We start from the raw sequence: 21,010 nt of genomic DNA on the forward strand, positions 1-21,010 counted from the left end.
TTAGAGCATGCCAGGGTTTTGCGGACCTGATCAGGCGTTGCTCTGCTTCAGGATCAGGTCGTAGAGGAGCTTGGCGCTTGGCGGCAGGGCGCGGCCGCGTGCGGTGATCAGGCTGTAGGGACGGATCTTGATGTTAAAATCCGTCGGAAGAACGCGGATTTCGCCCGCCTGGCTGCCGCTTCCGGCAATCAGCGTGGCGACGTCGCGGGCGACGGGCGCCACGGCATTGGTGTGGCGGACGATGGAAACCGTGAGGATCGTCGACGACGTGTTGATGATGGTTGCGGGCAGGGGCGTACCGGCCGACAGAAAGCTGTCCTCGACCGCACGCCGCAACAGCGTTCCGGATGGCTGGAACACCCAGTCGTAACCGGGCAGATCGGCTGAGCTGACGATGTCCTTGTCGAGCAGAGGATGACCTGTGCGGACGATCAGGCAGACATCTTCCTCGCCAAGCTCGATCAGATTGAACTGCCGCGGATCCATGTCGTCCGGTATCCGGCCGATGACGAAGTCGTGGCGGGCTGCCAGCAGTTCGCGCACGAGCACGTTGCTGTTTTCGATCTGGATGTTGATTTCGATGCCGGGATAGGCGGTCGAAACCTGCCTTATGGCGGGAACGGCAAGATTGAGGGCCGGGCCCGTGACGGAACCCAGCGAGACCGAGCCGCCGCTTCCTGTCTTCAGCTCGTTGATTTCGCGTGTCGTTTCCCGCAGTTCCAGGAAGATCGTGCGGGCGCGGCGCGCCAATGCCCGGCCATATTGCGTCAACTCGACACCCCGGGCGACGCGGGCACACAGCGGCGCCTTCAGAATGGTCTCGATCTCACCCAGCATGCGGGAAGCGGCTGGCTGCGAAATGTTGAGGGAATCGGCGGCCGCACTGATCTGGCCATGCTCTTCGATGGCCAGAATCAGCTGCAAATGACTCATTTTTAAGCCTAAGCGAAAAATTCCGCGTTCGGAATAATCCAAAGCTGTGGACGAGAGTGGCGCCGGATCGTCCATATTTTACCCACCTTCCGAGAAAAATGCCTTCGCACATGCGAAAAATCACACTGTTACAGCTTAGTATACCCATATTGTTATAAGGATACACCTATATTGTATTTGACAGTTATGACGTTTGATTCCAGTTTGCAGCCATGTGCGCCAGCGTGCTCGGGAGCGTGTAAGGCCTGGGAGGGCTTTCTTTCACCCCTTAAACCTCCGCCAAGAGATTTTTGGATCTCCTGGCCGCGCGAAGCGCTGCACATATCGAGGCCGGCCGATCGCCGCCTGGATCAACACTCAGGGAGAGATACATGAGATTAGTTACTTCGCTTCTCGCCGCCGCAGCGCTCAGCGTGGCGTCGTTCGTCGTTCCGGCGATCGCCCAGGACAAGGGCACCGTTGGTATCTCGATGCCGACCAAGACCTCGACCCGCTGGATTTCCGACGGCGAGACCATGGAAAAGCTGTTCAAGGAAGCCGGCTACACGGCGGACCTGCAGTTTGCCGACGACGACATCCCGAACCAGCTGGCCCAGATCGAGAACATGGTCACCAAGGGTGCCAAGGTTCTGATCATCGGCGCCATCGACGGCACGACGCTCTCCGACATCCTGGCAAAGGCTCACGAAGCTGGCGTCAAGGTCATCGCTTACGACCGTCTGATCCGCGATTCCGGCAATGTCGACTATTACGCAACGTTCGACAACTTCCAGGTCGGCGTTCTGCAGGCAACGACGCTCGTACAGGGCCTCAAGCTCGACGCCGCGACAGAGCCGAAGAATGTTGAACTGTTCGGCGGTTCGCCGGATGATAACAACGCCTTCTTCTTCTACGATGGCGCAATGTCGGTTCTGCAGCCGCTAATCGACGCCAAGAAGATCGTCGTCAAGTCCGGCCAGACAGGCATGGAAAAGGTCGGTACGCTGCGTTGGGACGGTGCTGTTGCACAGGCCCGCATGGAGAACCTCCTGTCCTCGACCTACACCGATGCCAAGGTTGACGGTGTTCTGTCGCCTTACGATGGTCTCTCCATCGGCATCATCTCGGCTCTGAAGGGCGTTGGCTACGGTTCCGGCGACATGCCGATGCCGATCGTCACCGGCCAGGACGCCGAGCTGCCGTCGGTCAAGTCGATCCTCGCTGGCGAACAGTATTCCTCGATCTTCAAGGATACCCGCGAGCTTGCCAAGGTTGCCGTCTCCATGACGGACGCCATCATTGGCGGTAAGGAGCCGGAAATCAACGACACCAAGACCTACGACAACGGCGTCAAGGTTATCCCGTCCTACCTCCTGAAGCCGGTCGCTGTTGACAAGACCAACGTCAAGGACGTCCTGGTCGGCGCCGGTTACTACACGGAAGACCAGATCAACAACTGATCCCGCCTTTTCCATCCGGGGCCCGCGATCACTTGCGGGCCCTTTTATCTTGATGAGAGACTTGTATTGTCGCTGTGTCTGGCCTCATCATCCACGGACTGCCGCAGGAATACCTGAACATGGACAACATCATTCTCGAAATGCGGGGCATCACCAAGACGTTTCCGGGCGTAAAGGCCCTGGACAATGTCAACCTCAAGGTCCGCGAAGGTGAAATTCACGCACTTGTCGGCGAAAACGGCGCGGGAAAATCGACCCTGATGAAGGTGCTGAGCGGTGTCTATCCCGCCGGAACCTATGACGGCGAGATCCACTACGACAACGAAGTGCGCAACTTCTCGACGATCTCCGACAGCGAGCATCTCGGCATCATCATCATTCACCAGGAACTGGCGCTCGTCCCGCTTCTGTCGATTGCCGAAAACATCTTTCTCGGCAATGAACTCGCCACCAACGGCGTCATCGACTGGAAGCAGACGTTTTCGCGTACCCAGGAACTGCTCGACAAGGTGGGCCTTAGGGAACCGCCGACGGAGCGCATCACCGACATCGGCATCGGCAAGCAGCAACTGGTCGAAATCGCCAAGGCGCTGTCGAAAAAGGTCAGGCTGTTGATCCTCGACGAGCCGACCGCATCGCTCAACGAAACCGATTCCGACGCGCTGTTGAAGCTCCTGATGGAGTTTCGCAAGCAGGGCATGACCTCGATCATCATTTCGCACAAGCTGAACGAGATCAAGAAGGTCGCCGACAAGATCACCATCATCCGCGACGGCGGAACGGTCGAGACGCTCGACTGTCATAACGAAGACATCAGCGAAGACCGGATCATCAAGGGCATGGTCGGCCGCGATATGGAAGACCGCTACCCCGCGCGCGAACCCAAGATCGGCGAGACGCTGCTGGAAGTGAAAAACTGGAACGTCTTTCACCAGCACCATCGCGACCGCCAGTTTCTGCACGATATCAATTTCACCGTTCGCGCCGGCGAAGTCGTCGGTATTGCCGGCCTGATGGGTGCAGGCCGCACCGAAACCGCGATGAGCATTTTCGGCAGGTCCTGGGGGCACAAGATCACCGGCGACGTCCTGATGCACGGCAAGCCGGTCGATGTCAGCACCATTCCGCGCGCTATCGATGCCGGTCTCGCTTATGTCACCGAGGACCGCAAGCATCTGGGTCTCGTGCTCAACAACAACATCATGCACAACACGACGCTGGCCAACCTCAATGCCGTGGCCAGTGGCGGCGTCATCGATGGGCACCGGGAAGCCAAGGTCGCCACAGATTACCGCACCAAGCTGCGTATCCGTTCGCATTCAATCTATCAGGAGGCCGTCAATCTTTCCGGCGGCAACCAGCAGAAGGTCGTCCTGTCGAAATGGCTGTTCACCAATCCCGAGGTTCTGATCCTCGACGAGCCGACGCGCGGCATTGATGTCGGTGCGAAATATGAAATCTACTCCATCATCAACCACCTTGCGGCCGAAGGGAAAGGCATTCTGATGATCTCGTCGGAAATGCCCGAATTGCTCGGAACCTGCGACCGCGTCTACGTCATGAACGAGGGACGCATCGTCGCCGAGCTTTCGAAAGCGGAAGCAAGTCAAGAATCCATCATGCGCGCCATCATGCGCTCCGGGGAGAAACACTAATGGCCGCCGACAAAAGCGCTCAGAAAACCACACCATCCCTTGGCGATTACTTCAAAAGCAATATCCGCGAATACGGCCTGCTCATCGCCCTCGTTGTCATCATGCTGTTTTTCCAGTTCATGACCGGCGGCGTGCTGTTCCGTCCCGTTAACATCACCAACCTGATCCTGCAGAACTCGTTCATCGTCATCATGGCGCTGGGCATGCTTCTGATCATTGTGGCAGGTCATATCGACCTCTCAGTCGGATCGATTGTTGCCTTTACCGGCGGCCTGTCGGCGATCATGCTGGTGAAATGGGGTATTCACTACTCCATCGTAGTGCCAGTTTGCCTCATCCTCGGCGGTCTCGTCGGCGCGGCACAGGGATATTGGGTCGCCTACCAGAAGATCCCGGCCTTCATCGTGACGCTGGCTGGCATGCTTGTCTTCCGCGGACTGACCTACCTCATCCTGCAGAACCGGCCGATCGGCCCATTCCCGAAGGATTTCCAGTCGCTGTCGACCGGTTTCGTCCCTGACTTCCTGTATCTCCTCAATCCACTCCCGGAAACGATCACCAATTTCTTCTCACTGGTCGTCATTGTCGCTTTGGTTGCGCTCGCCATCTATTACGGTGTGCGCGACCGCCGCAACAATGACAAGCACGGCACGGAAAACGAACCTTTTGCGTTCTTTGCCGGCCAGATGGCGATCATTGCCGGCGTCGCGATTTTCCTCGGCTTCCAGCTCTCGACCTACAAGGGCTTTCCAAACGTCCTGATCGTGATGGGACTGCTGATCGCACTCTATACGTTCATCACTACGCGCTCGACGATCGGCCGCCGCATCTATGCGATGGGCGGCAACGAGAAGGCGGCAAAGCTCTCCGGTATCAACACCGAGCGGCTGACCTTCTACACCTTCGTCAACATGGGCGTACTCGCGGCTCTCGCCGGCATGATCATCGCGGCCCGCCTGAATTCGGCAACGCCGAAGGCCGGCGTCGGCTTCGAACTCGACGTCATCGCGGCCTGCTTCATCGGTGGTGCCTCGGCATCCGGCGGCGTCGGCAAGATCACCGGCGCCGTGATCGGCGCTCTGATCATGGGCGTGATGAACAACGGCATGTCGATCATGGGCCTCGGCATCGATTACCAGCAGCTGGTCAAGGGCCTCGTGCTTCTGGCTGCCGTGTTCTTCGACGTCTACAACAAGAACAAGGGCTGACCCGGTCCGGTCCGTCCCGCGCGCCGGGCTTGTCCGGCGGGTGAAATTGGTGCCGGAGCGTGTCTTGCGCTGACATTTGGCGCGATGCTCCGGCCCACGCATCATAACGAGAACGGCGGCCTTGCCGCCACCAACGGGAGCATGTGCCATGTCTCCCAACGGGGTGTTGTTGCCGAAAGCCCGCCGCTTGACGCCGAAAACACAGCCCGGATTGAGAAAAGGATAGTGCTGTGCTGATTTCCCAGGTGAAGAACAAAGACGGCTCGATCACGGTCGCCGTCCGTGAAGCGGGGCAAACCGCGCGTGCGGTCAAAAACGCGGCAAGCGTCTACGCACTGGCGATGGAAGCGGCCAATTCGGGCAAAAGCCTGAAGGCTGTCGTCGAGACACATGGTCTGGGCGATGAAGTCGATCTTCAGGACGTTCACGCCAAGGGCAACTTCCTGCCGCCGATCACCCATCCGGACAATGCGCATCTGCATCTGACCGGAACCGGCCTGACGCATCTGGGCTCCGCATCGACACGCGACGCGATGCACGCGGCCGTATCGAAGGTGGAAGAGGGCGCCACCGACACGATGAAGATGTTCAAGATGGGTCTTGAAGGCGGCAAGCCGAAGCCCGGCGAAAAGGGCGTTCAGCCCGAATGGTTCTACAAGGGTAACGGCAGCCAGACGGTCGCCCCCGGCGGCGACCTCGTCTCGCCCTCTTTTGCGCAGGATGGTGGCGAAGAGCCGGAAATGGCCGGCATTTATGTTATCTCCGACAAGGGCGCACCGTTCCGCATCGGATTTGCTGTCGCCAACGAATTTTCCGATCATGTGACCGAGCGCGTCAACTATCTCTATCTCGCCCATTCCAAGCTGCGACCTGCAAGCTTCGGTCCGGAAATCCGGGTCGGCGAAGCGCCCAGCGACATCCGCGGTACGTCGCGGATCATCCGTGACGGTGCAGTCTTCTGGGAAAAGCCGTTTTTGTCGGGCGAAGCCAACATGTCTCATACCTTCGCCAATCTCGAATATCACCACTTCAAGTATGGAATTTTCCGTGCGCCGGGCGACGTGCATGTCCATATGTTCGGGACGGCAACGCTGTCCTTCGGCGACGGCATCAAGACCGAGGCGGGCGACATCTTCGAAATCGAGGCGTCCGAATTCGGTCTGCCGCTGCGCAACACGCTGGCGATCGCCGGCGAAGACGAGATCACGATCGGCCAGCTCTGATCTGCTCACATATTTGACTGCGGGTACCGCTCTCGGGGCGCTCGCTGAAACCAAGGAGGCTTTAAGCCCATGACACTCCATCACAACCTGATTGCCGGCGAATGGGTCGGCAGCAACGGCGTTGAAAACATCAATCCGTCGAACACCAAGGAAATCGTCGGCCTGTATGCCAGCGCCAGCGCTGACGACGCCAAGACCGCGATCGCTGCTGCAAAGGCCGCGTTTCCGGCCTGGTCGCGTTCCGGCATTCTCGAGCGTCACGCGATCCTGAAGAAGACCGCTGACGAAATTCTTGCCCGCAAGGACGAACTTGGAAACCTGCTTGCCCGTGAAGAAGGCAAGACGCTTCCGGAAGCGATCGGCGAAACCATCCGCGCAGCCCAGATATTCGATTTCTTTGCTGGCGAGGCCCTGCGTCTGGCTGGTGAAGTCCTGCCGTCGGTGCGTCCGAACATCGGCGTCGAGATCACCCGCGAGCCGATCGGCGTCATCGGCATCATCACGCCGTGGAATTTTCCGATCGCCATCCCGGCCTGGAAGATTGCGCCGGCCCTCTGCTACGGCAACACCATCGTCTTCAAGCCGGCCGAACTGGTGCCGGGTTGCTCGTGGGCGATCGCCGACATCCTGCACCGCGCCGGCCTGCCGAAGGGCGTCTTGAACCTCGTCATGGGCAAGGGCTCGGTCGTCGGCCAGGCCATGCTCGATAGCCCGGATCTCGCTGGCATCACCTTTACCGGCTCGACCGGCACAGGCAAGCGCGTCGCTGCGGCCTCGATCGAGCATAACCGCAAGTTCCAGCTGGAAATGGGCGGCAAGAACCCGATGGTCGTGCTGGATGATGCCGACCTGACCGTTGCTGTCGAGGCGGCTGCAAACTCCGGCTTCTTCTCGACCGGCCAGCGCTGCACCGCATCGTCGCGCCTGATCGTCACCGAAGGCATCCACGACAAGTTCGTCGCAGCACTGACCGAAAAGCTGAAAACGCTGGTGGTCGATGATGCGTTGAAGGCTGGTACGCACATTGGACCGGTTGTCGATGAGCGCCAGCTTGCCACCGATACCGATTACATCGCCATCGGCAAGCAGGAGGGCGCCAAGCTCGCTTTCGGCGGCGAGACCATCACCCGTGACAATCCGGGCTTCTACCTGCAGCCGACGCTGTTTACCGAAGCGACCAACCAGATGCGCATCAGCCGTGAAGAAATTTTTGGCCCTGTCGCCTCCGTCATCCGGGTCAAGGATTACGAGGAAGCGCTCAGCGTTGCCAACGACACGCCGTTCGGCCTGTCGGCCGGTATCGCCACGACCAGCCTCAAGCATGCGACCCATTTCAAGCGCAACTCGGAAGCCGGCATGGTGATGGTCAACCTGCCGACCGCCGGTGTCGATTTCCACGTGCCGTTCGGCGGCCGCAAGGCTTCGTCTTTCGGCTCGCGCGAGCAGGGCAAGTATGCGGCCGAGTTCTTCACTGTTGTGAAGACCGCCTACACGCTGGCTTAACGACGTTTCCGGACTGGGCAAGACCCGGTCCGGTCCCTCTTAAAGGACAAGGACTATGACGAAGAAAGCGGAATGGCCGCGCAAGCTGCGGTCCCAGGAATGGTACGGCGGCACGAGCCGCGACGTGATCTACCATCGCGGCTGGATGAAGAACCAGGGATATCCGCACGACCTGTTCGACGGACGCCCGGTGATCGGCATCCTCAACACATGGTCGGATATGACGCCGTGCAACGGCCATCTGCGCGAGCTTGCGGAAAAGGTGAAGGCCGGCGTCTGGGAGGCCGGCGGCTTCCCCATGGAAGTGCCGGTATTCTCTGCATCGGAAAACACCTTCCGCCCGACGGCGATGATGTATCGCAATCTGGCGGCTCTGGCGATCGAAGAGACGATCCGCGGCCAGCCGATGGACGGCTGCGTGCTTCTGGTCGGCTGCGACAAGACCACGCCGTCGCTGATCATGGCAGCAGCCTCCGTCGACCTGCCATCGATCGTCGTCACCGGCGGGCCGATGCTGAACGGCTATTTCCGCGGTGAACGTATCGGTTCCGGCACGCATCTGTGGAAATTCTCCGAGATGGTGAAGGCCGGCGAGATGACGCAGGACGAGTTCCTCGAGGCGGAAGCCTCGATGAGCCGCTCGTCGGGCACCTGCAACACCATGGGCACCGCCTCCACCATGGCTTCCATGGCCGAAGCGCTCGGTATGGCGCTTTCCGGTAATGCCGCAATCCCGGGCGTCGACAGCCGCCGCAAGGTAATGGCGCAGCTCACTGGCCGCCGGATCGTTCAGATGGTCAAGGACGACCTGAAGCCGTCCGACATCATGACGAAACAGGCCTTCGAGAACGCCATCCGCACCAATGCGGCGATCGGCGGATCGACCAATGCCGTCATCCACCTGCTCGCCATGGCCGGCCGCGTTGGCATCGATCTGACGCTGGACGATTGGGACCGTTGCGGCCGCGACGTGCCGACCATCGTCAACCTGATGCCGTCGGGCAAATATCTGATGGAAGAGTTCTTCTATGCCGGCGGCCTACCGGTGGTCATCAAGCGCCTCGGCGAGGCAGGCTTGCTGCACAAGGATGCGCTGACGGTTTCCGGCGAAACCATGTGGGACGAGGTCAAGGACGTCGTCAATTGGAACGAGGACGTCATCCTGCCAACCGACAAGGCGCTGACGCAATCGGGTGGCATCGTCGTGGTGCGCGGCAATCTGGCGCCAAAGGGCGCGGTGCTGAAGCCGTCCGCCGCATCGCCGCATCTGTTGACGCATCGGGGCCGGGCCGTCGTGTTCGAGGACATCGACGACTACAAGGCCAAGATCAACGATGACAATCTCGACATCGACGAGACCTGCATCATGGTCATGAAGAACTGTGGTCCGAAGGGCTATCCGGGGATGGCCGAGGTCGGCAATATGGGCCTTCCGCCGAAAGTGCTGAAGAAGGGCATCACCGATATGGTGCGCATCTCCGATGCCCGCATGTCCGGTACGGCCTACGGTACCGTCGTGCTGCACACCTCGCCGGAAGCTGCCGTCGGCGGACCGCTGGCGGTGGTCAAGAACGGCGACATGATCGAGCTCGACGTGCCGAACCGGCGTCTGCATCTCGACATTTCCGAAGCGGAACTGGCGCGCCGGCTTGCCGAATGGCAGCCGAACCACGACCTGCCGACATCGGGCTATGCCTTCCTGCACCAGCAGCATGTCGAAGGTGCCGATACCGGCGCCGACCTCGACTTCCTCAAGGGCTGTCGCGGAAGCGCTGTCGGCAAGGACAGCCACTGATCTGCACGGTATTCTGAATCGAGAAAAGGCGGGGCATTTGCTCCGCCTTTTCTGTTTCTGGACCTGCATTGTCGCGGCGAACGATAAGGACTATATAGTTACCTATATGTACAGGAGATGTGGTCATGCATGGGAAGGCAGTCGGTGCGGCCGAATTCAAGGCAAAGTGCCTCAATCTCATTGATCAGATGAACGATGACGGTGAACCCATCACCATCACCAAGCGAGGTAAACCCGTCGCTATGCTCTCGCCGGTTCCAGACGCTGTGGCTAACACCAGCATCATCGGCGCGATGAAGGGCAGCGTTTTAAGCTATGATGACCCGTTTTCACCGGCGATCGAGGCCGGCGAGTGGGATGCCAACCGGTGATCGTCATCGATACGCATGTGCTGATCTGGGCCGTGCAGGACGATCCGCGACTTGGCTCCAAGGCCCGGCAGATTATTGATCATACGACTGCGCATAGTCGCATTCTGGTTTCGGCGATCACGCCTTGGGAGATCGCGATGCTGGCCGAGAAGGGACGCATTGCGCTCGGTGACGATGCCGGCCGCTGGATCGAGCGGGCTCTGGCCTTGCCAGGTGTGCAACTTGCGCCTTTGGAGGCTCCCATCGCCGTTGGCAGCGTCCGTCTCCCAGGAAGTTTTCACGCCGATCCTGCCGACAGGATGATCGTTGCAACAGCCCGGTTTCATCAGGTGCCGTTGATGACGGCAGACCAAGCGATCCTTGAGTATGGGGCGAAGGGCCATGTCGGTACTCTTGCCGCATCGTCATGACCGGGCGTTAGTTCACTGACTCTGCGTCTGGCTCTGACCCTGCTGCTCGACCGTTACCGAAACCTTCAGCGCTTCACTGGACGAGCCGTGGATCAGGCCGGAAATCGGTGCGGCGTCACGGTAGTCCAGCCCGCAGGCGATACGGACATAGCGGTCGTCGGGGCACATCTTGTTGGCGGCGTCGAAGCCCACCCAGCCGAGACCGGTCAAATGCACCTCGGCCCAGGCGTGGCTTGCCGTCTGCTCCGGATGATCCTCCATCATCAGGTAACCGGAGATGTAGCGGGCGGGCAGGCCTAGAGTGCGCGCAGCAGCGATCATGATATGGGCGTGATCCTGACAGACGCCGCTCTTCTGCAGGAGGGCCTGTTCCGCCGTCGTTTCCGTTCCGGTCTCGCCTTGCCTGTATTCGACGGTTTCGGCGATCTCGCCCATCAGGGCATGCATCTTCGCCAAGTCCGTATCGCCAGCCATCGCCTTGGCAAGATTGCGGATCGGCTTGGCCATCTTCGTCAGCGGAGTTTCACGCAGATAGAGCCAGAGCGGTGCATAAGCCTGATGCAGGCCGTAGACGCCGGCCTTGTCTTCGGTTTCCACTTCGCCTGATGCGACAATGCGGATGAAGGTCTGGTCGCCATCGACGCTGACGAGATTGACGCGGTTACCAAAATGGTCGTCATAACCGACCTCCATCTTGGCACCCTCAACGGAGGTTTCCCAGCTGATGACGGTCTGCCCGGTCTGCGTCAGCGGCGTCAGGCGCAGGCGCTGCAGCGAGTATTGCACCGGTTCGGCATAGGTATATTCGGTGGTGTGACTGATCTTCAGACGCATTGGTCTCTCCCCATCCGAATCTCAGTTGAACCGGTAGCCATCGGAGATTTCCTGTCCCAGACGGTTGTTGTGGCTGATGAAATTCTCGATGTACTCGTGCAGTCCCTGGTCCATGACATCCTTGATCGAATGGCTGCGCAGGGAAGAAAGCGTCCCCTCCGCCGTTGCATGGGCCGCATGGCCTTCACCATATTCCCGGGCGAGGTAGCCGAGATTGCTGACGATCTTATCGTAGCAGTAGGCGAGGGAGCGCGGCATGCGGCCGTTGAGGATCAGGAAGTCGGCAATATTCGACGGCTTGTATTCCGCCTCGTAGACCCAGCCATAGGACCGATGCGCCGACACCGAACGCAGGATCGATTCCCACTGGACGTTGTCGATCGAGGAACCGACCTGCGACACTGCCGGCAGCAGCACATAGTATTTCACATCGAGAATGCGGGCGGTATTGTCGGCCCGCTCGATGAAGGTGCCGATACGCGAGAAGTTGAAGATCTCGTTGCGCAGCATGGTGCCATGGAAGGCGCCGCGGATCAGCGCGGTCCTCTGCTTGATCGCATCGATCGCTTCCGGCAGGTCTGCCGGCTTGACGCGCCGTGCCAGCATGGTCTTCAGGTCCAGCCAGCATTCATTGGTGGCTTCCCAGGTTTCGCGCGTCAGGGCGGTACGCACCATGCGGGCATTGTTGCGGCCCGAATCGATGCAGGACATCACGCTGGACGGATTGGACTTGTCGCGCAGCAGGAAATCGATGGCGTCGGCACTGGTCAGCGTTGGATAGAGGTCGTCATAGATATCGCGAACGCCGGAGCTTTGCAGCACGCCGTCCCAATCGTCTTCGGTTGCCTCCGAGCGGGTCAGCGACATGCGCAGGCCGGCATCGATCAACCGGGCGCTGTTTTCGGCCCGCTCGATATAGCGGAACATCCAGTAGAGGCCGTTTGCGGTTCTTCCAAGCATGTCAGTCCTCCAGAACCCAGGTGTCCTTGGTGCCGCCGCCCTGGCTGGAATTGACCACCAGCGAACCGGCCTTCAACGCCACGCGGGTAAGCCCGCCCGGAATGATCTGCACCTTGTCGGATACGAGGACGTAAGGGCGCAGGTCCACGTGGCGCGGAGCGATGCCCTTGTTGACGAGGATCGGCACGGTCGAAAGCGAAAGCGTCGGTTGGGCGATATAGTTGGCGGGACGCGCCTTGAGCTTTTCGGCAAACAGCACGCGCTCCTTCTTGGACGCGGTCGGCCCGACCAGCATGCCGTAGCCGCCGGAGCCGTGCACTTCCTTGACGACGAGATCGGCGAGGTTTTCCAGCACGTATTTCAGGCTATCGGCCTCCGAACAGCGCCAGGTCGGCACGTTTTCCAGCAGCGCCTTGCGGCCGGTGTAGAATTCGACGATTTCCGGCATGTAGGAATAGATCGCCTTGTCGTCGCAGATGCCGGTGCCCGGCGCATTGGCGATGGTGATATTGCCGGCGCGGTAGACGTCCATGATGCCGGGAACGCCCAGCGCCGATTCGGGCTTGAAGGTCAGCGGATCGAGATAGTCGTCATCGACACGGCGGTAGAGCACGTCGATCGCCTCGTAACCGCGCGTGGTGCGCATCTTCACCTTGCCGTCGATGACGCGCAGGTCCGATCCTTCGACAAGTTCGACGCCCATCATGTCGGCCAGGAACGCATGTTCGTAATAGGCCGAATTGTAGATGCCGGGTGTCAGCACTGCGACACGCGGCTTGCCCGTGCAGCCGGGAGGGGCAAGCGACGCCAGCGAATGGCGTAGCAGATAAGGATAGTTCTCGACCGGGCGAACACGATTCTGATGGAACAGTTCCGGGAACATCTGCATCATCGTCTCGCGGTTTTCCAGCATGTAGCTGACACCCGACGGCGTGCGGGCATTGTCTTCCAGCACATAGAACTGGTCTTCCCCGGTGCGCACGATATCTGTGCCGACGATATGGGTATAGACACCGCCCGGCGGACGAAAGCCGATCATCTGCGGCAGAAAGGCGACGTTGCGCTCGATCAGCTCACGCGGAACGCGGCCGGCCTTGATGATTTCCTGTTTGTGGTAGATGTCGTCGAGGAAGGCGTTCAGGGCAATGACCCGCTGTTCGATGCCCTGGGCGAGCTTGCGCCATTCACGGCCGGAAATGATGCGCGGTATCAGGTCGAATGGGATCAGCTTTTCGGAGCTGTCTGCGTGTCCGTAGACCGCGAAGGTGATGCCGGTCTTGCGGAATATGTTTTCCGCCTCCCGCGATTTGGCGATCAGGCGGGCCTTGTCCTGGGCTGCGTACCAATCATTGTAAGTCGAGTAAGGCTGGCGCGGGCTGTTGTCCGCATTCATCATTTCGTCAAATGCCAACGGTGTGATCCCCTTTTTTGTCATTTGAGACCAACAGCAACAGCAATGCAAGAAGCATGCTCAATCGAAGCCAAAAGAAATTTCGCCGCTTTTATGGGCCTTTTGGCGGGTTTTCCGGAGGGGCATGGCGCGGTTTTCATCATGAAATACTGCCGTTTGCCGAGTTAACCCGAATTCCGGGGCAAGTCGCCGGACTTTGAAGTCTGTAACGCCCAAAATTTATGCAGCCATCCTCGACGGTTGTTGCGGAGATTGACGCTAAACATCAGGAATTTTGCTTTGACCATCATCTTGTGCGGCCCTATCGCATTCGATGACGTTTGTATCGCATTGGGAATGCCTCCATGACCCTCGACCGCCTGGCCCCGGCCATTTTCGTGATGCTCTGGTCGACGGGATGGGTGATGGCGAAATACGCCGATATCTATGCCGATCCGCTGACGTTCCTGGTGCTGCGCTATTTGCTCGCCACGCTGCTGTTCGTCGGCTTCTGTCTGGCGACGGGTGCTGCTTGGCCAAAGACATGGACTGGCGCCGGGCATGCAGTGATCTCCGGCATCTTGCTGCACGGGCTCTATCTCGGCGCCGTCTGGTGGGCGATCGGTCAAGGAGTGCCAGCGGCGATTTCCGGCATCATCGCCGGTTTGCAGCCGTTGATGACGGCGGTTGCCGCCCCCGCGTTGATCGGTGAAAATCTGTCTGGCCAGCAGAAGGTCGGGCTGACCCTGGGCTTTCTCGGGATTGCGCTCGCCGTCGTTCCCAAGGTTCTGGCGATCGATACCGGCAGGTCGCCGATCCATCTGTTTCCCGTGGCCATCAATGTTCTGGGAATGGCGGCTGTGACCTACGGCACCATCTACCAGAAGCGATACCTTCAGGACGGCGACATCCGCTCGACCGCGACCCTGCAATATGTCGGCGCGCTGATCGTCACCATCCCTGCCGCGTTATTGCTGGAAGACATGCGGGTGATCTGGAGCGTGCAACTGTTTGCGGCCTTGGCCTGGGCGGTTCTCGGCCTGTCGATGGGAGCGATTGCCCTGCTGCTTTATCTCATCCGGCGAGGACAGGTGTCGAAGGCCGCTTCGCTGATCTATCTGGTGCCGCCGCTGGCAGCCTTGCAAGCGTGGCTGCTGTTTGATGAGACGCTGACGCTGCCGATGATTATTGGTACGGTGATTGCCGTTGCCGGGGTTTATCTGACGAACAGGAAGGCGGCGGGATAAAAGTGATGGCGGTTACATGTGGGCGAATGTGCGCCGGTTGTGGACACTGAAGGCCGATGGCGACAACTCGCAGGGAACGGGGACGAGTATGACCCATTCGGCGTAATAGGAATATCGTCGACACCGACTGCCGTCTGTCAGGCGACGTCTGCGACCTTGCCGGTCCCCGATGGCAGGCTCAAGCTGTTTTTGCCTTTCGCTTTCACGGCATACAAAGCCCTGTCTGCTTCAGCGAAGATGTCTTTAGCGGGGATTCCCGGCAGGATCATTGCCCCGCCGACGGAGGCACTCACCTTGAGTTTGTTTGGAAAGGATCCGACCCACCATTCCAATTTACTGGTGATGCGTCCAGCGGCGTGTTGAAGGCGTTCGACCGATTCGCAATCAAGAATAATGGCAAACTCATCACCACCAAGGCGTGCAATCACAGTCGCATTCGGCGTTGCTTCACCAATTCTCCGGCCAGCGTCTCTTAAACACTCGTCCCCGGCTTGATGTCCCAACCTGTCGTTGACAGCTTTGAAGCTGTCCAAATCTATGAGCAGAAGTGCCTTTTGTGCGGGTGGACCGGCAGTGACAGCCTCATCAAACGCTGCCTCAAACCTTGTTCGTGATGCAAGCCCCGTGACGGGGTCGGTTTCCGCCAGGCAGCGAATGTGTTCGAACAAGGTCTTTTCGGCAGTTATATCCTGCTTCATTCCGAATATTCGCACCGGTTGGCCATCAACTCTTTCAACAATGGCGGTGATTCTGATCCATCGCGGGTTGCCCTTGGCGGTAACAATTTGGGCGTCGAGCGTAAATCCTTCTCCATCTTTGATCGCCGCGCTGCGAACTTCGGTTAGCATTCTACGCGATTCGGGGAGATAGAGCGCAACGGTGGCTTCTCTCACCAGCGGCGACCGCGGTTCCAACTCAAACAACTCGTAGACTGTATCCGTCCATGTGAGCGTTTCATCCGGCAGGGTGCACTCCCAAATGCCGACCCGAGCCGCCTTGAACGATTTATCAAACAGGTTTTGAAGCCGATTGAACTGTTCGGAGTTCGCAGGGCTGTGTGGAATCTGCTGACTGGCGTCCACTTTCATCGCGTCAAAACGGCTTTCGCAGCGAGATGGCAAACTGCTGTGCATGAATCGTTCCCACATCTCGATTTCATATCGACGCTTAACTTGCTGCAGCATGCAGCGAAAACGTTTCATTTCAGTTGCAGTGAAGGCGCTTCGTAAGCTTTTGCGCTCGCAAACGAACTCCAGAGGATGGAAGCAGTAACAAGTTTCGTTTGCAGGATCCAAACGCCGTCAGCCCAATCTGATCCACGCTGAAAAGTCCGAATCAGTCCGCAATGCGCGCGACTGTTGCCGGCCGGTAGCCTTTCCGGAAATCGAGCGACAGGTGACAACCAGCACAAACAAAAGCCGCTCGCAACAGGATGCTGCGAGCGGCTTTGAAATCTGAGCAAGGCGAACCCTGCTCCTTTTACTGGACTGGCTTACGCCTCGTCGCGGCGCGGTGCCGCGTTGGCGCGCTTGCGCTGGCCCTGGGCACCGGCGCCGGCTTCGCGGCTCTGGCCACCAGCGGCATTGCCGCCGCCGTGGTTGCGGTTGCGCCATTCGCCCTGCTTCTGGCCGGGGCGTCCGTTGCGGTTGCCGCCGGGACGCTTGGCAAGGGCGGTTTCGTGGGCTGCCTGTGCGGCCGGGCCCTGACCCTTGCGGTGCTGCTTCCTGGGCTCGCCGGTTGCCAAAAGATCGTCACCAGCAAACGGGCTTGGAGCGGAACGTTCAGCGCGGTGGACGTTGTCACTGCCGCCCTGCGGACGCGGACGGCGCTCGGCATGGCCGTTGCCGGCCGGGCGTCCGGCGTTGCGGGCACCATTGCCACCACGGCCACCCTTCGGGCGGGCACGGTCGGCAGGAATTTCGCCGCTGGCAACAGCGATATCGATGTTCATCAGGCGCTCGATGTCGCGCAGCAGGCGGATTTCGTCCGGCGCGCAAAACGCGATGGCGATACCGTCGCGGCCGGCACGGGCGGTGCGGCCGATGCGGTGAACGTAGGCATCCGCCACTTCCGGCAGATCGTAGTTGTAAACGTGGGTGACGCCGGGAACGTCGATGCCGCGCGCGGCAACGTCGGTGGCGACGAGAACGCGGGTCTGGCCGTCACGGAAGTTCTTCAAGGCACGCTCGCGCTGGCCCTGGCTCTTGTTACCGTGGATCGAGGCGACGGAGAAGCCGGTATGCTCAAGATGCTTCATCAGCTTTTCGGCGCCATGCTTGGTGCGCGAGAAGACGAGAGCCAGGCCCTGCGGGTTCTCGGTCAGCGACTTCTTCAGCAGTTCGGTCTTCTGGCTGGCGCCCTGGACGAAGTGCACATACTGCTCGACCTTGTCGGCAGCCTTGCCTGGAGGCGTGACTTCGACGCGTTTCGGGTTGCTCAGGTATTCGCTGGAAAGATCGGCAATCGCCTTCGGCATGGTGGCCGAAAACAGCAGCGTCTGGCGGTTCTTCGGAACCAGCTTGGAGATCTTGCGCAGGTCGTGGATAAAGCCGAGGTCGAGCATCTGGTCGGCTTCGTCAAGCACGAGATAACGCGCCTGCGTCAGGGTGACGGCGCGGCGGGCGACGAGATCGAGAAGACGGCCGGGGGTGGCGACGAGGATGTCGACGCCGCGCGCCAGCTGTTCCGACTGCTTGTTGATCGATGCGCCGCCGACGACGAGGCCGATCTTCAAGGGGGTCTTCTTGACGAAGTCCTTCAGGTTGGCAGCGATCTGGTTCACCAGTTCGCGGGTCGGGGCGAGAACGAGAGCACGGATGTTGCGCGGATCGGGACGCTTGTCGTCCTTCAGCATCTTTTCGATCATCGGCAGGCCGAAAGCGGCCGTCTTGCCGGTGCCGGTCTGGGCGAGACCGATGAGGTCATGGCCTTCCATCACGAGCGGAATGGCTTCGGCCTGGATCGGCGTCGGCGTATCGAACCCAAGGGCGGTGAGGGTCGAAAGCACGTGCTCGGAGAGGCCAAGGTCTTTGAAAGTGGTCAATGTAGTACCTTTTTCGGGGGCGCAAAACGAGATTTGCCGGAACTGCACCATGCGGTTCCGGTTTCGCTTCGCGTCAAGAACCCCGCGTGATTTGGGAACTTGTGGGTTGATTAAACTCGTCTAGCGCATGCATTTTGCCACGTTTGGCAAAACATTCTGTGTTGCGCTTATCCTTCGTTACGGATCGGTTAGATCCCGCAGGGCTCGCTCACGCGGCGGCCGGAAGGTGACGCTGGGCCTCATGTCGTTGTTTTGCGGTCAAAAGTCAAGGGATAGTTTTTTGCAGGTGCGAAGAGACCCGTGGATTACGCCATCACAAGCTGGAAATCTCCGCCTGCCAAAACGGTACCGTTGACGAGAATGTCCAGCCGGGCCGCCGGGATAATAGTGCCGCGTGGCGCGTATCGCATGCTGGCGCGTCATCGTAACGGTCTCAGCGGGGGCAAGCACGAGGCTCTTCCATCCACCTTCGGCGCAAGGCTGCCATTGGCTTTGCGATGATGGATCGCATAGTTCGAACCCTGTGGAATGGGTGGCGATATGATCCGCCATCGTCTTTACGAGTGCCGGATGCAAAAGATTTTACAGCGGTTCAGCCATGGCATCCATCCAGCGTTCGATTTCCCGTGGACCACAGCTGCAGTTCTGCCAGGCCCATAGATCAGGTTTCCGCCGTCATGGTTACGCACCGGATTTTACAGGGATTATTTCGGAACCTTCCTTTTTGCCGCTGCGTTGAAACTCACACGCGCCATGATTGAACGAGGCGTGTGTTGACGCCCAGTCATCCTGCCGCCGGTATGGTGACATGCGGTTGTCGATATGAACATTGCTCGAGGAGTGAAGTATGACCACGACATGGATTCTTGCCGCTGACGGAAACCAGGCTCGCCTTTTGAAGGGCGTGAATTTCCTCAAAGATGGACCCCAGAGCCCCGAGCAGGAGGTTTTTCAGCTGGATACCAAGCGTGTCCAAGACATCATGAGCGACAGGCCCGGCCGCAGCCATTCGTCGGTCGGACATGGCCGTTCTGCGATGGAATATTCCAGTGATCCGGTGCGCGAAGAACAGCAGAAATTCACTGCCGATGTTGCCAGCAAGATCGACAGCTATGAGCACGAGGGGGCATTCGACCGCCTGGTTGTCTGCGCAGCACCCCAGACGCTTGGCGATCTTCGCTCGATGCTGTCAACGGCAACGCGGGCAAAGACCATTGCCGAGATCAGCAAGGACTATAGCAACCTTCCGACCGACAAGTTGATTTCGTCGGTTCGCGTTGCGATGTCGAACTGATCCTCCGTCAGAAATCCGTCGGAACGCCACCTTCGGCTTTCCGGCGGGCAACAAACGCATCAAGCTCGGCCTCTACGGCAGGGTCGAGCGGTGGCTTCTCGTATTCGTTGAGCTTTTCCTTGAAGACGCGGTTGGCGTGATCGTAGGTCGTCGGCCGCCCGGCCTCGGTCCAGGTTTCGAAATTACGCCAGTCCGACAGGATCGGCGAGTAGAAGGCTGTCTCGTAGCGGGCGAGCGTATGGGCGGTGCCGAAATAGTGGCCGCCTGGCCCGACATCGCGGACGGCATCGAGACCAAGCGCATCCTCGCTGACATCCAGGGGAGTGAGAAATTCCGCCACCATCTGCAGCATATCGACGTCGAGAATGAATTTCTCGAAGGATGCCGTCAGCCCGCCTTCGCTCCAGCCGGCCGAATGCATGATGAAATTGCCGCCGCCCTGCGTCAGCGCCCAGAGCGACAGTGCTGATTCGTAGGCCGCCTGTGCATCGAGCGTGTTGGAGGCATTGGTGTTGGAGGTGCGGTAGGGCACCTTGTAGCGGCGGGCGAGTTGACCGCCGGCAATCACGGCCTTCATATATTCCGGCGTGCCGAAGGCGGGCGCTCCGGTTTTCATGTCCACATTCGAGGTGAAGCCGCCATACATGACCGGCGACCCGCGCCGGACCATCTGGGTAAAGGCGATGCCGGCCAGCGCCTCGGCATTTTGCTGCACGACCGCACCGGCGATCGTCACCGGTGCCATGGCGCCCGCCAGCGTGAACGGCGTCACGACGACGACCTGGTTGCGCGAGGACATTTCGATGATGCCCTGCAGCATCGGCCCGTCGAGGCGCAGCGGTGAGGACGTATTGATGATGGTGAACAGCGACGGCTCGCTTTCCATCTGCTCGGCGGAAATACCGCGGCCGATGCGGGCGATCTCAAGGGCGTCGATATTGCGCTGCTGGCCGAGCGAATAGCAGTGGAACACCTTGTCGGTCAGCTTCACCATGTCGGACAGGCAATCGAGATGGCGCACGGACGCGTGGATATCGATCGGCTCGACCGGATAGCCGCCAGTGGTATGAATGATGTCATAGGATTGGGCAAGCTTGACCAGCTTGCGGAAATCTTCCTGATTACCGGCACGGCGTCCGCCCTCGCGGTCGGCGACAAACGGCGCCGAGGCGATCTGCGCGAACACCAGATTGTTGCCGCCGATCTGCACATTGCGTACCGGATTGCGCGCATGCATGGTGAAGTCGGATGGCACGGACGCCATCATGTCCATGATCAGGCCGCGATCGAAACGCACCCGGTCGGTGCCGGGCGTCACGTCGGCACCTGCCGCCTTCATCCGGTCGCGGGCTTCCGGCAGGATCACGTCCATGCCGATCTCTTCAAGGATGGTCAGCGAGGCATCATGAACGGCCTCCAGAGCCTCTTCCGACAGCACGGAGGATTTCGCCATCGTGTTGACGAGATTGAGATATTTCGAGCTGCTTACGCCCTTGCGCGAGCGATCCGCGCCACGTCCGCCGGTTCGGCGGCGGCGTTCCACCGGCGCTTCGGTGTCGCTTTGGGTGGACTGCGGAAATTCGTGCTCGCTCATGACTTTTCCATCGGTTTGGACAGAGGGGCATGTTGCAGATCCGGTGCCCCGAAGGCGCCACCATTTGCGACAGCAAAATTCCCTGAAAGAGAAGGGCGGTTTCGAGGCTGG

At 59.7% G+C, this 21,010-nt stretch carries 17 protein-coding genes; 10 read left to right on the forward strand and 7 right to left on the reverse strand.

The window, feature by feature from the left end; all coding sequences use genetic code 11:
* Positions 1-30: 30 nt before the first annotated feature.
* Positions 31-1,008 (reverse strand): LysR family transcriptional regulator, encoded by a 978-nt coding sequence (locus ACP7E6_RS00775; protein ID WP_426227017.1) that lies wholly within the window; start codon positions 1,006-1,008, stop codon positions 31-33.
* Positions 1,009-1,304: 296 nt separating this feature from the next.
* Between ACP7E6_RS00775 and chvE the strand changes: the two genes are divergently transcribed.
* The 8 genes from chvE (at position 1,305) to ACP7E6_RS00815 (ending at position 10,537) form a co-directional block, all read left to right on the forward strand.
* Positions 1,305-2,372, forward strand: a complete 1,068-nt coding sequence (gene chvE / locus ACP7E6_RS00780; protein WP_426227018.1) for a multiple monosaccharide ABC transporter substrate-binding protein — start codon at positions 1,305-1,307, stop codon at positions 2,370-2,372.
* A gap of 119 nt (positions 2,373-2,491) precedes the next feature.
* Positions 2,492-4,027, forward strand: coding sequence for a multiple monosaccharide ABC transporter ATP-binding protein (mmsA, locus tag ACP7E6_RS00785; RefSeq protein ID WP_426227020.1), 1,536 nt, complete (start codon positions 2,492-2,494; stop codon positions 4,025-4,027).
* Positions 4,027-5,235, forward strand: coding sequence for a multiple monosaccharide ABC transporter permease (gene mmsB, locus ACP7E6_RS00790; RefSeq protein WP_426227022.1), 1,209 nt, complete (start codon positions 4,027-4,029; stop codon positions 5,233-5,235). The genes mmsA and mmsB overlap by 1 nt, the downstream gene beginning before the upstream one ends.
* 230 nt (positions 5,236-5,465) lie before the next feature.
* Positions 5,466-6,458, forward strand: coding sequence for an AraD1 family protein (gene araD1 / locus ACP7E6_RS00795; RefSeq protein ID WP_426227024.1), 993 nt, complete (start codon positions 5,466-5,468; stop codon positions 6,456-6,458).
* A gap of 69 nt (positions 6,459-6,527) precedes the next feature.
* Positions 6,528-7,961, forward strand: coding sequence for an aldehyde dehydrogenase family protein (locus ACP7E6_RS00800; protein ID WP_426227026.1), 1,434 nt, complete (start codon positions 6,528-6,530; stop codon positions 7,959-7,961).
* Positions 7,962-8,016: 55 nt separating this feature from the next.
* Entirely contained in the window at positions 8,017-9,756 is a 1,740-nt protein-coding gene (gene araD / locus ACP7E6_RS00805; protein WP_426227028.1) for an L-arabinonate dehydratase, read from the forward strand.
* 125 nt (positions 9,757-9,881) lie between these two features.
* Positions 9,882-10,127 (forward strand): type II toxin-antitoxin system Phd/YefM family antitoxin, encoded by a 246-nt coding sequence (locus ACP7E6_RS00810; RefSeq protein ID WP_426227029.1) that lies wholly within the window; start codon positions 9,882-9,884, stop codon positions 10,125-10,127.
* On the forward strand, positions 10,124-10,537 hold the full coding sequence (locus tag ACP7E6_RS00815; protein ID WP_426227031.1) for a type II toxin-antitoxin system VapC family toxin: 414 nt from the start codon (positions 10,124-10,126) through the stop codon (positions 10,535-10,537). The genes ACP7E6_RS00810 and ACP7E6_RS00815 overlap by 4 nt, the downstream gene beginning before the upstream one ends.
* Positions 10,538-10,549: 12 nt before the next feature.
* Here the strand turns inward: ACP7E6_RS00815 and ACP7E6_RS00820 are convergent, their stop codons facing one another.
* From ACP7E6_RS00820 to ACP7E6_RS00830, 3 genes are read right to left on the reverse strand one after another with little or no spacing between them, the layout of a single operon-like run.
* On the reverse strand, positions 10,550-11,371 hold the full coding sequence (locus ACP7E6_RS00820) for a transglutaminase family protein (RefSeq protein WP_426227032.1): 822 nt from the start codon (positions 11,369-11,371) through the stop codon (positions 10,550-10,552).
* A 21-nt stretch (positions 11,372-11,392) separates the two neighbouring features.
* Positions 11,393-12,331 (reverse strand): alpha-E domain-containing protein, encoded by a 939-nt coding sequence (locus ACP7E6_RS00825; protein WP_426227034.1) that lies wholly within the window; start codon positions 12,329-12,331, stop codon positions 11,393-11,395.
* 1 nt (position 12,332) lies between these two features.
* Complete coding sequence (locus ACP7E6_RS00830; protein ID WP_426228480.1) at positions 12,333-13,727, reverse strand: circularly permuted type 2 ATP-grasp protein; 1,395 nt, start codon at positions 13,725-13,727, stop codon at positions 12,333-12,335.
* A gap of 359 nt (positions 13,728-14,086) precedes the next feature.
* Here ACP7E6_RS00830 and ACP7E6_RS00835 point away from each other — a divergent pair, with 359 nt between their 5' ends.
* Positions 14,087-14,968, forward strand: coding sequence for a DMT family transporter (locus tag ACP7E6_RS00835; protein WP_426227036.1), 882 nt, complete (start codon positions 14,087-14,089; stop codon positions 14,966-14,968).
* A 137-nt stretch (positions 14,969-15,105) separates the two neighbouring features.
* Here ACP7E6_RS00835 and ACP7E6_RS00840 read toward each other — a convergent pair whose 3' ends face one another.
* Positions 15,106-16,170 (reverse strand): GGDEF domain-containing protein, encoded by a 1,065-nt coding sequence (locus ACP7E6_RS00840; protein ID WP_426227038.1) that lies wholly within the window; start codon positions 16,168-16,170, stop codon positions 15,106-15,108.
* 290 nt (positions 16,171-16,460) lie between these two features.
* A complete protein-coding gene (locus ACP7E6_RS00845) occupies positions 16,461-18,011 on the reverse strand; it encodes a DEAD/DEAH box helicase (protein WP_426227040.1) in 1,551 nt (516 codons plus the stop codon).
* 847 nt (positions 18,012-18,858) lie between these two features.
* Between ACP7E6_RS00845 and ACP7E6_RS00850 the strand changes: the two genes are divergently transcribed.
* The gene (locus ACP7E6_RS00850; protein ID WP_426227042.1) at positions 18,859-19,305 is read left to right on the forward strand and encodes a host attachment protein; all 447 of its coding nucleotides are present in this window, start codon (positions 18,859-18,861) and stop codon (positions 19,303-19,305) included.
* Between the two features lie 7 nt (positions 19,306-19,312).
* Here ACP7E6_RS00850 and ACP7E6_RS00855 read toward each other — a convergent pair whose 3' ends face one another.
* Complete coding sequence (locus tag ACP7E6_RS00855) at positions 19,313-20,899, reverse strand: trimethylamine methyltransferase family protein (RefSeq protein ID WP_426227044.1); 1,587 nt, start codon at positions 20,897-20,899, stop codon at positions 19,313-19,315.
* Between the last annotated feature and the right edge of the window lie 111 nt (positions 20,900-21,010).

Origin of the sequence: Pararhizobium sp. DWP3-4 (assembly GCF_049898205.1) — a bacterium.
Lineage (GTDB): Bacteria > Pseudomonadota > Alphaproteobacteria > Rhizobiales > Rhizobiaceae > Pararhizobium.